This window comes from Acinetobacter sp. WU_MDCI_Abxb74 (assembly GCF_025513915.1).
GTDB classification, from domain to species: Bacteria; Pseudomonadota; Gammaproteobacteria; order Pseudomonadales; family Moraxellaceae; genus Acinetobacter; species Acinetobacter calcoaceticus_C.
Genome location: NZ_JAHPRP010000013.1, coordinates 46,604 through 59,216, shown reverse-complemented (window position 1 = coordinate 59,216; position 12,613 = coordinate 46,604). Strand labels below are relative to the sequence as shown.

Below are 12,613 nucleotides of genomic sequence, written 5' to 3'. Positions count from 1 at the left end.
TGTAGCTTTTTAAACAGAATTTTAAAAAACTAATTAAGAGCTTGTGTCGACAGAGGTAATCACTGACATACCTGGACGTAAGTATTCAAATCCTTCCTGATTTGGATCTATCGTAATACGTACCGCAATACGCTGAACCACTTTGGTAAAGTTACCAGTCGCATTATCTGGTTTTAAGACACTAAATTCTGAACCCGCAGCTGGTGATATTTGTTCAACATGGCCTGTAAATTTTTTGTGTTTCATAGCATCGACTGTAAACCATGCTTTTTGCCCAACTCGCATATTGGCAATTTGAGTTTCTTTGAAATTGGCAATTACCCACGTTTGTTGGGGAATCAAATAGAGTAATTGTGAACCAGCAGCTACGTATTGACCAACACGAGGGTTTACTTCACCAAGCTGTCCATTCATTGGGGCAATAATGACACTATAATCTTTGGTGGTTTGTGCTTGGTCTAATTGAGCTTTAGCACTAGAGACCTGTGCCTCTAACCCCGCTTTAGCCACTTGTGCTGTTTTTAAAGCTTCTTCGGCTACTAAAACATTTGCTTCTGCCTGTTTGAGTGCCGCAAGGTTATTTTCTGCATCTGCTGCTGCTTTATCTTGTTCAGATTTAGATGCAGCTCCACTATTACCCAACTGTTGATAACGTCTGAGCTGCGCTAAAGAGAGTTGGTATTGAGCTTTAACTTGATCAACTTTGGCTTGTGCTGCCACAATATCAGCTTGTTTCTGAGCAATGGATTGGGTTTGATTGGCTAAGGTATTTTTAGCCTGTTCAACGCCTGAAGCAGCTTGTGTGACTTTTTGATCGTAAGTGGTTGCATCAATATGCATTAACACTTGACCCTTTTTGACATGGTCAAAATCTTTTACTAATACGTCTTTAACATAGCCATTAATCTGAGAAGATAAAATGGTAGTTTTACCTTTGACATAACTATTGTCAGTTTGTTGGACACTGGTTGCAAAAGGTCCAATTCTCCAAGCCCATAAAATTACTAAAATACCGACTATTAGAACTACCAGCATCCACAATAAAGTAGAGCGCTTGGTCGGAATGAGTTTACTTGCAGGTGCTGGTTCGTTAGACGGAGCAGGGGCTGCTTGAGGTGGAGTTTGTTCTGGTTTGTTTTGATCATCTGACATATATAAATCTCAATTTCTATTTCATCAAAAATGAAAGCCATTAAGGACGGCTAATTCCTCTGCGCTGTAGATATTTGCTTCGTGCAATATTAAATCCACCCCATAAGAGCAGAGCGACAGCAAAAATACCATTTAATGCAATAACATCATTGTAGGCGCGTACCTGAGCCTCACGAGTCACAACTTGATTGAGTGATCGCATGGATTGAGCAGTTTGTAACGCTGGATCATTCGTTGTGATGGCCGCGCTACGTTGATAGGTTGAAAGTCTTTGAGCGACTAAAGGGTCTGCTTGTTCTAAATCTTTAATCATCTCTGCTTGATAGTTTTGCGTACGATGCTGTTGATAGGTCGAGAAGAAGGAGGAGCCGACTAAGCCACCGAAAGTTTGCGTAGCAGAAAATAATACGATGAAGGTCACTACATAAGATGGACCTTTAGCCAGTGTTTGCGCAAAGCCAATTAAAAGTAATGGTCCAATAAATAAGCCACCTGCAAAGCCCACTAAGAATTGACTTGCAAAGAAGTTTACCGGCCGAACATCACTGGTTAAGTGATAATCTAGTCCACAAGCGACCAAAATCAGAAACTCTGCGAAAAGTAAATGGAAGATAATTCGTTCGCGTGAAAAAGTAAGCGCACTAAAAAGTGTTCCACTTAAAATTCCCACCAATATGATGACATAGAGTGGAACAAACTGATCAGGACCCATTCCCATCGTTTTTAAAAAATTAACGGCAGCATAGCTTTGTTCTGACATTAATAGTCGGATTGCAAATGCACCAAAAATAAAGCGTAGAGTTGAAGAGGCGCCTAGCCAACGGGTCATAATGAGTGGGTTAGCACGATAGTGTTCGTAGAGTAAACCGAGCACAACTAAGCTAAAACCTGCAATTAATACGTAAGCAAGCCATTCACTATTAAACCACCATAAAATTGGACCTTGCGTTAGCACAATACATAAGCATGCAAAACCTGGGGCTAGCAAAGCAAAGGTGAAGAAATCCTGTTTCTCGAACACATAGATTCTTAAGCTACGTGGTAATTTCAATGAAACGACCATGGCTAAACAGCAAAGCGCTAAACCAAGCTCAAACGTATAAAGGACAGACCAACTGTCTGTATTTACAAGAAATGGAGAAATAATCCAGGCTAGAGGTACGCCGAGCTGCTGAAAACCGAAGGCAATATATATTCCTTTTGCCATGTCGGCTTTTTTGAAAGCCTGCATGGTGTAATACATACCTAACGAGCTCAATGGTGCACCAGCTAAACCAGCAACGACCCGAGCAAATAACGCCATTTCATAGGTATGCACAAAAATATGTAAAATAAGCACAACAATAAAAATTGCTAAGCCTATTTCTGAAAATAGGCGTAAACCATATTGTTGTCTGGCTTTAAATAAAATTAGATTTGAGCTGACATTTGCCATGACATAGGCCGCAGGCAGCCAAGCCGCTTCAGAAGGAGTGAGCCCATACTCGCCTTGAATTAAAGGTAAATTTGCCGTAATAAAGCCATTACTTAAGCTTGCCGAAAGGGCGACAAATAAACCGATAAAAAAGTAAATAAACCGCTTAGGTACAGAATGTACAATGGCGGCTGGTGAACCAGGCAGAGTTGGTTGTTCTTCTGGAGTCCAATCTGGAGGTGTTTCTAAGTAACGAGGCGTTTTACTCATTCTATCCCTCGAATTTTTTGTATTTGAATACCATGAAATAGTAATTCAATTGCTCGTTTTGCTAAGCGAGTCTGTTCTTCTGGCTCATGTCCTTGAAATGAAGAACCTAACATTGCTGTGACCATTGCATAGTCATCGGCAGTAAGATCAGCTCTGCACAGTTGTTGTTTTATCGCATTTTCAATCAGTGGGTTAAGTGCATTGTTTCGCCGGTCATAAATTTTTAACATAATTGGGTCTTGTCGATCAATTACTCTCCAAAAATCTTGCAAAATTGCGAGCTTGGGAAGTTGTCCAATATGTCCTTCAATTAAACGAAATAAACCATCCTCGAATTGTTGAAAATAAGCTGCTTTTTGCTCTAGCTGTGTAATCGCACGCTCTAAGAGGGCGCTAATTAACACCTTGCGATCACCAAAATTACGATAGAACGTCGCTCTTCCTACCCCAGCATAATCAATGACGACTTGTAAAGGGACATTAATGCCATGAATACGAAAACATTCTTCGGCTGCATTGAGTAATTCATCCCGATTATGGGCAGCAATTTTTTGACGTTTACTCATGTCATCGTTTAGAGAATTTTGAAGTTAGATATTTAACGGACATTTTTGTCCGTTGTGAAGATAAAAATTGTAAAAACATGAAAATTCATTTTTCATCATTTATATTTTGTGCTCTTTTAAATGCGTCATAAAAAGCTGCTAGAATACCGCGCAATTACATGATGCTAGGCTAGCCCAATGTTTGACTCTCTTATTCCTCTCTTTTCAATTGCAATGGCATTGATGCTTGGAGCAATAAGCCCAGGGCCAAGTTTTATTTATGTAGCGCAAAATTCAATTTCCAAATCACGTAAACATGGTTTGTTTACAGCATTAGGAACGGGTACAGGTGCGGCTCTATTTGGCCTATTAGCTGTTATGGGATTACAGGCAGTTTTATTGGCTGTGCCTTCTGCATATTTAATTTTAAAAATTGGCGGTGGGCTTTATTTACTTTGGCTTGCTTTTAAAATTATTAAACACGCCAAAGAACCAATTGCAGTTGAAAACGATTCAAAATCGAAAATGACTTATAAACAGGCATATCGATATGGTTTGATTACTCAGTTAAGTAATCCAAAAATCGCAGTCGTGTTAGCAAGTGTATTTACTGCTTTACTGCCGAAAGAAATCCCAAATTATTACTACGTCGCATTACCAGTGATTTGTTTTATGATCGACGCTGGTTGGTATTCATGTGTTGCGATGTTGTTATCTTCAGAGAAGCCTAGAACAATGTATTTAAAGGCAAAAACTGGTGTTGACCGAGTTGCTGGAAGCATTGTTAGCCTATTGGGTTTAAAGTTAATTTTCTTCAAATGATAAGTCTTTAATTAAAATATCTAATAAATCCAAAGCCAGCTGTTTATAGTCTGGCTTTATTTTTGCGCAAAATATATACAAATTGAAATATCTTTTTTAGCATTTAAATATTTAAAAAGTGGTAACTTAATAAATAAAACAAAAAGAAATGAGGATCACGTTATGAAAAAACTAATGGTGAGCATTTCTGTAGTTTTTCTCATCTTAACTACAGGATGTGAGATGAGAACGATGAGCAAGCAACCACCGGCAAATGAGCGGACCATGAGTATTGTTGGTACTCCGGTTCATGAAAAGGATTATAAAATTTCCGATATCCAAGCGAATAATCATGAGCAATCTAACTATTAAGTTACTTGCTGGATGCTTAACTTACTGTATTTTGAATGTGGCAAATGCCTGTGAACCTGCATCTCTAGATTGGGAGCTTTTTCAGGAAAAATATGATTTAAATCATGATGGAATGTACAGCCTAAAAGAATTTCAACGTGTTGATGATTTCTATCCTTATAACTGGCCTACAGATAAACGTTTTCAAGGTGAGAACAAGCAAGCAGGGCTATTTCATTATTTAGATGCAAATAAGAATGGTTATTTAACAAATGAGGAGTTAGGAAACATACATGTTTTATTTAATAACCCTTGTGAAGGGTGGCCGTGGTCGTAATTTAAATTCACTTATTTATGTTTCTTCAGAACTCAGATTTTAAAAAATAAAAAAGCTTCCAATTTAGGAAGCTTTTTTATGAAGGCAGATTAAGAAACTTTATCGCCTGGTTTTGCACCGCTATCTGGAGAAATAATGAAAATCCCTTCACCATTTCCAGCAGCAAGTACCATTCCGTTTGAAATACCAAAACGCATTTTACGCGGTGCAAGATTAGCAACCATGACGACCAGTTTGCCTTTTAAATCTTCTGGTGTGTATTGGCTACGAATACCACTGAATACGTTACGTGGTTCAGCTTCACCAACGTCTAAAGTAAGTTGAAGTAATTTATCTGAACCTTCAACAGTACCTGCCTCAACGACCTGAGCAACACGTAAGTCAACTTTTAAGAAGTCTTCAATACCAATGATTTCTGCTTCACCAACAGCTGAAACTGGAACCGCTTTTTTCTCGGCAGCTTTGTCCTTTTTCGCCGTCGCTTTAGTTGCTTCTGGAGCAGGAGTACCTAAAGATTCTTTAGATGCATCTACCATTGCGGCAACAGCTTTTGGATCAACACGTTGCATGAGTGGTTGGAACTGCGCAATCTCATGGCTTACAAGAATTTGTTTACGTGACTCAAAATTGAAGCTTTCAAGTTTTAAGAAACTTTGGACTTGCTCAGCCAAAGTTGGAAGAACTGGAGCTAAATACACAGCTAATTGACGGAACAAGTTGATACCAACCGAGCACACATCAAGAACTTGTTGTTCTTGGCCTTCTTGTTTAGCGAGAGCCCATGGCTTTTTCTCGTCAATATATTGGTTGGCACGGTCAGCAAGTGCCATAATTTCACGAATAGCGGTCGAGAATTCACGAGCCTCAAAAGCTTGAGCGATTGAGTCACCTGCATCAATAAAACTTTGTACCAACTCAGGCTCTGCGCATTCAGCAGATAAAGTATTGTTAAAGTTACTGTTGATAAATTTAGCGCAACGGCTCGCAATATTGACGACTTTACCGACTAAGTCAGAATTTACTTTTTGAATAAAATCATCAAGGTTTAAATCAGAGTCTTCAACTTTATCTGAAAGTTTAGATGCAAAGTAGTAACGTAAATATTCTGGATTTAAATGCTGTAAATAAGTCTCAGCTTTAATGAAAGTACCACGAGACTTAGACATTTTTTGTCCGTTCACCGTCAAGAAACCGTTCACAAATAAGCCTGTTGGAGTGCGATAGTTCGCCCCATCTAACATTGCAGGCCAGAACAATGCGTGGAAATAAACAATGTCTTTACCAATGAAATGGTACACATCGTTTTGGCTGTCTTTTTTCCAGAAATCATCAAAACTTAAATCTGGACGTTTCGCTTTGATGTAATTTTCAAAACTAGACATATAACCAATTGGCGCATCTACCCAAACATAAAAGTATTTATTTGGCGCATCTGGAATCTCAAAACCAAAATAAGGTGCATCACGGGAAATATCCCAATCGGTTAAACCCGACTCAAACCATTCATCGAGTTTGTTTGCAATCGAAATAGGTAAGCGACCTTCATCACGGGTCCATTTCTGTAAATACTCAGCAAAATTCGGTAGTTTAAAGAAATAGTGATCTGAAGATTTTTCAACTGGTGTTGCACCACTTAACGTTGAACGTGGGTTGAGTAACTCAGTTGCATTATAGGTCGTACCACAAACTTCACATGAGTCGCCGTATTGGTCTTCTGCCTTACATTTTGGGCATGTACCTTTAATGAAACGGTCAGACAGGAACATGCCTTTTTCTGGGTCAAATAATTGAGTTACAGGGCGAACTGCAATATTTCCAGCTTCACGGTTTTTAATATAGATATCTGTTGAACGTGCTTTATTTGCATCGCTATGAGTTGAATCATAGTGATCAAAATGGACACCGAAGCCATCAAAATCACGGATATGTTCTTTTTGAACATTCGCAATTTGTTCTTCTGGGCTAATACCATTTGCCTCAGCACGTAGCATGATGGCAGTACCATGAGCATCATCCGCACATACATAAGTCACATCATGACCCATTGCCCGCATGGCACGAACCCAGATGTCTGCCTGGATGTAACCGAGTAAATGACCCATGTGAATTGGACCATTGGCATAAGGGAGGGCATTAGTGACTAAAATTTTACGCACGGATTTCATTCTCTCATTCGTATTTATAAGGTGGAAGATTTTAACTGATGCAGGGAGATAAGCAAAGATTAATAATCTTTGCGGGAGAACAAGCAATTTGTAAAAAACGGATTTTAATTGAGAAGTTGCTTCTCTTTAGAACAGATAAACAAATCGAAAAATATTTGAATCTTCCTGTATTGTCTTTGTTTCAAATTGCAGTTACGTTCAGAAAATAAGCCATAAAGATGTATAACTAATAACTTATTCAGGTAATTTTTTAATTAACTACGAGGATAACAACGATGACTACTGAAAATAAATTAGATGACTTAAAGGCAAAAGCGGCAGATGCAAAAGTACAAGGTGAAAAAGCTTTGGATGATTTAAAGGAAAATGTAAAAGCTAAAGAAGCTGCTGGTAAAGAAGCGGTTCAAGATAAAGTAGATGAATTAAAAGCAAAAGCGGCAGACGCAAAAGTACAAGGTGAAAAAGCTTTGGATGATTTAAAAGAAAATGTAAAAGAGAAACAAGCTGCTGGTAAAGAGGCGGTTGAAGAAAAAGCAAGTGATTTGAAAGGTAAACTTGAGGATGCTCAACATACCTTGCAAGATAAGTTCGATCATTTACGTACAGAAGCGGGCCATAAACTTGATGATGCCAAAGCCAAAGCAGCCGAGTTAAAAGATGAAGCTGCAACAAAATTCGATGAGTTAAAAACGCAAGCAACAGCGAAATTTGATGAGTTGAAGAAAACAGCAACTGATAAGTTAAATAAATTAAAGCACCATGATTCTGATGAATAAGTTTATTTAATCTAAAATCTGCACTCCTTACCTAAAAGATGAGATTGGAAGTTAGTAATTATTCATCCCAAGGCGAGCGAGTGCGGACCAATACTGTTACACTATCTCCATTAAGCTGTAATGATCTGTTTTTGGAGTAAACAATATGTCTTGGCTTTCTTCATTAAAGTCTGTTTTTTCACCTGCACAAGAAGTGAAAGAAGATGAAATCCAAACCGTACTCCAAAATTATTTACTACCGCATTCAAAAGATGCTTTAAAAGAGCGCATTAGTCAGCTTCAAGTTCAAGGTCGAGTATTACAACTCACTATTAATACATTTCCTGATGAAAAAGAGCATTTGCAGCAAATTCATGATGACTTGGCTGGGGCTTTAGAAAAGTGTGGTATTGAAGAACTAAACCTACATGTGGTTCAACAGAAGCGCCCTACACAAGAAAGTTCGAACCTACCTCCTGTGTTAGATGCTTCATCTAAATCAGAACCAGATCCAAATAATCCGCCTATCCAAAAAGCTGCTCCACAGCAGAGAGATGTTCCACTTCATCCTCGCATTAAGCATGTTATTTTAGTTTCTTCGGGCAAGGGTGGTGTTGGTAAATCAACAACCACTGTCAATTTGGCACTTGCCTTGCAAAAGATGGGGCTGAAAGTTGGGGTTTTAGATGCCGATATCTATGGCCCAAGTATTCCGACTATGCTGGGAAATGCTGGCAAAACTCCTCTTATTGAAAGTGAAAATTTTGTGCCTTTAGATGCTTACGGTATGGCTGTGCTTTCTATTGGACATCTAACTGGCGATAACAACACACCTGTCGCGTGGCGTGGACCGAAGGCGACGGGTGCTTTAATGCAGTTATTTAATCAAACCCTTTGGCCTGATTTAGATGTATTGATGATTGATATGCCGCCTGGTACTGGTGATATTCAACTTACGCTTGCACAGCGTATTCCAGTGACTGGTTCAATCATTGTGACTACGCCACAAAATGTTGCCTTGCTTGATGCGACCAAAGGAATTGAGCTGTTTAATAAAGTGGGTATTCCCGTGTTAGGTGTCGTTGAGAACATGTCGACCCATATTTGCTCTAACTGTGGTCATGAGGAGCAAATTTTTGGTATTGGCGGTGGTGACAAGCTCTCTGAACAGTACCATATTCCATTATTAGGTCGCTTGCCTCTAAATGCTCAGATCCGTGAGCATGCTGATCAGGGTAAACCTAGTGTTGTAGCAATGGATGACGCTGCTGATAGTTATATTGATATTGCCAAAGCGATGTGGGAACAGGTTGAAAAAATTCCTCAGCGTTCACGTGATGACAAACGTATTTTCTAAAACATCTCTAACCCGACTTTAAGTCGGGTTTTTATTATTTGGTTAAAAGTAAAATTTAAAGTACTGAATCTAAATAACAAAGCTAAACTTGAAATTGGCATGTAGATTGCTACTTTACACTTTTTAAAAAGAAAGGGTAAAAAATGCAATTTAAATGTGCTTTTGGCGTAATCAGTTTATGTAGCGCCCTATTTTTAGTTGGATGTAATGATGACAACTCAACCGTCTCAGAAACACCAACAGTTCAGGAACAAAAACAGAAATTACAACCGATTATTATTCAAGGTGCTTTACCTGTAGAGTCGGAACAGATGGCTTCTAAATTGCAAGATGTGAAAGCTGAAACTATAGGTGGTTGGATATTCTGGAAGGGAACCTACAATGGTTACCCCATGATTATCTCTAAAACTCGCATGGGCATGAGTAACTCAGCTGCTGCAACTGCTTTGGCTATCGAGCGTTATAAACCAATTGCGATTATTAATCAGGGAACATCAGGCGGGCATGACCCAGACCTACACGTTTACGATATTGTTTTAGGAAAATATGCGACAAATATTGGTGCATTTAGAACGCCTAAGCAGCCAGTAGGTGGTGGATCAAATTCACTCACATGGGTTGAGGCTTTTGATGTTTTGCCAACTGATGAATCTGATCCAGAACCTATTGCAATTCGTAAGTTTGAAGGTAACCAAGAGCTATTAATGGCGGCTCATAAAGTCCGTTATGACAAAGGCGAGGTGGTTGAAGGAACGATTGGTTCAGCAGATGTTTGGAATAATGAACTTGATCGTATTCAATTTTTCCACCAACGTTATGGCACTTCTGTTGAGGAAATGGAAGCGGCGTCAGTTGCTCAAATTGCCAGCCAGTTTAATGTTCCTTTTCTAGGAATTCGAATTTTATCTAATAACATTACTAATAATGGAGCTTATGACCCAGGCACAGGAGAAGCTTGCCAAGAGTATGTTCTCAATGTGGCTGAAGAATATATGAAATCAAAACTACCAAAATAATAATTTAAAACTAAGCAAGAAGACCGAAGTCTTTATAAAACTTCTTCTTTTTGCTTTTTCTGGCGATGTCTACTTTTCCAGTTTTTAATGACCATCCAACGCCAGAAAATTTCTGTGCATAAATATAAAATGACCGCAAAGACGAAAGCTTCTACAATCAGGCCTGTCATCAAAATTTTCGCAAGACTAAAATCAATGTGCCCATGGCCGAAATGAGTAATCCAGCGGGAAATCTGGTGCAATACACCTAGTAGCATTTCTTTGTTGATCATATGCACATGAAAAATATGTGCACCAAACCAAAAACCAATATATAGAATCGGAACTAAAGTAAGGGGGTTACTTAGCCAAGCCAGCATTAAGCTAATTGGTAAATTTACTTCGAATAGTAAGACCGCCATCACAATAAACACACTGTGAAAAGGGATAGGCAGTAAACCAAAAAAAGTTCCAACAAAAACAGCTCGGGTAATTGATTTTCGATTGACATACCAAAGCACAGGATTCAAGGTCTTTTTACCAAAAATCCTTAGAAATTTCATATTTGAAACTTTCTCGGGTGAGGGAAGCCAAGATTGAAAAAAGTGCTTTGCCATAATCATTAAGGTAGTAGAGCGCGGTGCTGTAAATAAAAATATCAGAAACAATATATGAATTGAAACTTATTAAAAGCTTAAAATTTAAACTTACCATCACTATATATTTTTTATTATAAAGACTTTTGATGGAAAAATAGACTTAAAATAAAAATACTTATGTTACTTAAGTAAGAAACTATTTAAAAAGCATGACAACTGACTGTAAAGTTTTCTTTATCGCTTTTTGCGGTAATTATATAAGTTTATGTTTTTAATATTTTTATTTTAAATTTAAAAACGATTTTAAAAATTTTGTCTTACAATTACCTTTTGCCATGTGACAGGATATCTATTAATCTGAGATGACTATATTGTGAGGTCATTCAATGATTTCATGGCTTTTTATTGGCTTAGTAGCCACAATTTTACTTACACCTGGTCCAACGAACACTTTACTCGCTTCTTCAGGCGTGCAAGTAGGATTACGGAAGTCAGTAAAACTTATTCCAGCAGAAGTTTTGGGTTACGTGATCTCTATTTCTGCATGGGGAATGCTGATTGGTAAAGTGTCCACCACATTGCCATTGCTGCCGCCTATTCTTAAGCTATTGAGTGCTTGTTATATTATTTTCTTAGCTATTAAGTTATGGCATACGGCAAATCAAGAAGTTGAATTAAATCAGCCTACGATCCGTACTCGTGAATTATTTTGTGCAACCTTATTAAATCCTAAAGCTTTACTCTTTGCTTCAGCAATTTTTCCTGTGGCTGCATGGAGTGATTTTCATATTTATATGATTCATATGATGGCTTATTTAGCGCTTATTACGCCAATTGCCTTATTCTGGATTTTCTTAGGATCACTTTTAGCTTCTAAGAAAGTTGCGTGGTTAAATCAGACGAATTTGCAAAAAACAGCTTCACTCGTTTTAGTCAGTTTTTCAATTCCTATCAGTTATTCTGCTTTACTTAGCCTTTAAAAGTACTGTCGAGCTATTCTTTTAGGTTGAGTGGCTCTGCATTGTTTTCATAATTGCTTTTTTAAGTTAAAGTACGTCGAAATCAATGAAATTACCTTTTGGATAGAAAATACATGGCCATTAAGTCTGATCGTTGGATTCGCGAGATGAGCGAAAAACACGGCATGATTGAACCTTATGCAGAGAATCAAGTCCGTTTTGATAAAAATGGTGAAAAGTTGATTTCCTACGGGGTCTCTAGCTATGGTTATGATGTACGCTGTGCCCGTGAATTCAAGGTTTTTACTAACGTACATTCTGCAATTGTCGATCCAAAGAATTTTGATGACAAAAGTTTTATCGACATTGAATCTGATGTTTGCATTATTCCGCCAAACTCATTTGCTCTAGCGCGTACAATTGAATATTTCCGTATTCCTCGTAATGTATTGACCGTATGTTTAGGTAAGTCGACCTATGCTCGCTGCGGTATTATTGTAAATGTGACTCCATTAGAACCTGAATGGGAAGGTCACGTAACTTTAGAATTTTCAAACACTACTAATTTACCTGCACGCATTTATGCAGGGGAAGGCGTAGCACAGATGCTATTCTTTGAAAGTGATGAAGTATGTGAAACATCTTATAAAGACCGTGGTGGTAAATACCAAGGTCAAACAGGCGTTACACTTCCGAAAACATAATTTTTCTTAGATAAAGAAGAGTTTTAAAATAATGGGTCGCTCAGGTGGCCCAATTTTATGGGTAAAATTTACATAAGATGCGTTTATCGGAATAGTGATAAATGACAGTTTCCTTTTGTAGAAAATAATATAATATGATCAATAATTGATTTATTTTTTTGTACTGCATCACAGTATTGAAAAACGAATGTATCGGATATAGGTTGTCT

13 protein-coding genes are annotated in these 12,613 nt (G+C 38.0%); 8 read left to right on the top strand and 5 right to left on the bottom strand.

What is annotated here, in order from left to right; translation table 11 throughout:
- Positions 1–33: 33 nt before the first annotated feature.
- Genes KTH84_RS17065 through KTH84_RS17055 form a run of 3 tightly spaced genes read right to left on the bottom strand, consistent with a single transcriptional unit; the run spans position 34 to position 3,402 of the window.
- Complete coding sequence (locus tag KTH84_RS17065) at positions 34–1,152, bottom strand: HlyD family secretion protein (RefSeq protein WP_133975141.1); 1,119 nt, start codon at positions 1,150–1,152, stop codon at positions 34–36.
- Positions 1,153–1,192: 40 nt separating this feature from the next.
- The gene (locus KTH84_RS17060; RefSeq protein ID WP_262474400.1) at positions 1,193–2,836 is read right to left on the bottom strand and encodes an MFS transporter; all 1,644 of its coding nucleotides are present in this window, start codon (positions 2,834–2,836) and stop codon (positions 1,193–1,195) included.
- The gene (locus KTH84_RS17055) at positions 2,833–3,402 is read right to left on the bottom strand and encodes a TetR/AcrR family transcriptional regulator (RefSeq protein ID WP_262474398.1); all 570 of its coding nucleotides are present in this window, start codon (positions 3,400–3,402) and stop codon (positions 2,833–2,835) included. Before KTH84_RS17055 ends, KTH84_RS17060 begins: the two co-directional genes overlap by 4 nt.
- Positions 3,403–3,579: 177 nt before the next feature.
- Here KTH84_RS17055 and KTH84_RS17050 point away from each other — a divergent pair, with 177 nt between their 5' ends.
- The 3 genes from KTH84_RS17050 to KTH84_RS17040 all read left to right on the top strand — a co-directional run bounded on the left by KTH84_RS17050 (position 3,580) and on the right by KTH84_RS17040 (position 4,870).
- A complete protein-coding gene (locus tag KTH84_RS17050; protein ID WP_042896864.1) occupies positions 3,580–4,203 on the top strand; it encodes a LysE family translocator in 624 nt (207 codons plus the stop codon).
- A gap of 162 nt (positions 4,204–4,365) precedes the next feature.
- Complete coding sequence (locus KTH84_RS17045) at positions 4,366–4,554, top strand: NF038215 family lipoprotein (protein ID WP_003653431.1); 189 nt, start codon at positions 4,366–4,368, stop codon at positions 4,552–4,554.
- Complete coding sequence (locus KTH84_RS17040; protein WP_262474395.1) at positions 4,535–4,870, top strand: calcium-binding protein; 336 nt, start codon at positions 4,535–4,537, stop codon at positions 4,868–4,870. The genes KTH84_RS17045 and KTH84_RS17040 overlap by 20 nt, the downstream gene beginning before the upstream one ends.
- An 89-nt stretch (positions 4,871–4,959) precedes the next feature.
- Here the strand turns inward: KTH84_RS17040 and metG are convergent, their stop codons facing one another.
- The gene (gene metG, locus KTH84_RS17035) at positions 4,960–7,026 is read right to left on the bottom strand and encodes a methionine--tRNA ligase (protein WP_262474438.1); all 2,067 of its coding nucleotides are present in this window, start codon (positions 7,024–7,026) and stop codon (positions 4,960–4,962) included.
- A 284-nt stretch (positions 7,027–7,310) separates the two neighbouring features.
- Between metG and KTH84_RS17030 the strand changes: the two genes are divergently transcribed.
- The 3 genes from KTH84_RS17030 to KTH84_RS17020 all read left to right on the top strand — a co-directional run bounded on the left by KTH84_RS17030 (position 7,311) and on the right by KTH84_RS17020 (position 10,163).
- Complete coding sequence (locus tag KTH84_RS17030; RefSeq protein WP_133975133.1) at positions 7,311–7,811, top strand: hypothetical protein; 501 nt, start codon at positions 7,311–7,313, stop codon at positions 7,809–7,811.
- Positions 7,812–7,956: 145 nt separating this feature from the next.
- Complete coding sequence (gene apbC, locus KTH84_RS17025) at positions 7,957–9,147, top strand: iron-sulfur cluster carrier protein ApbC (protein WP_262474393.1); 1,191 nt, start codon at positions 7,957–7,959, stop codon at positions 9,145–9,147.
- 143 nt (positions 9,148–9,290) lie between these two features.
- A complete protein-coding gene (locus KTH84_RS17020; protein WP_133975129.1) occupies positions 9,291–10,163 on the top strand; it encodes a 5'-methylthioadenosine/S-adenosylhomocysteine nucleosidase in 873 nt (290 codons plus the stop codon).
- A gap of 32 nt (positions 10,164–10,195) precedes the next feature.
- On the opposite strand, the gene KTH84_RS17015 is transcribed toward KTH84_RS17020, so the two are convergent.
- Positions 10,196–10,765 (bottom strand): DUF2062 domain-containing protein, encoded by a 570-nt coding sequence (locus KTH84_RS17015; RefSeq protein ID WP_262474390.1) that lies wholly within the window; start codon positions 10,763–10,765, stop codon positions 10,196–10,198.
- Between the two features lie 362 nt (positions 10,766–11,127).
- On the opposite strand from KTH84_RS17015, the gene KTH84_RS17010 reads away from it, so the two are divergent.
- Together KTH84_RS17010 and dcd are read left to right on the top strand one after the other, a co-directional pair.
- On the top strand, positions 11,128–11,721 hold the full coding sequence (locus KTH84_RS17010) for a LysE family translocator (RefSeq protein WP_202743669.1): 594 nt from the start codon (positions 11,128–11,130) through the stop codon (positions 11,719–11,721).
- Between the two features lie 113 nt (positions 11,722–11,834).
- Positions 11,835–12,404, top strand: coding sequence for a dCTP deaminase (gene dcd / locus KTH84_RS17005; protein WP_002120290.1), 570 nt, complete (start codon positions 11,835–11,837; stop codon positions 12,402–12,404).
- The last annotated feature ends 209 nt before the right edge of the window (positions 12,405–12,613 follow it).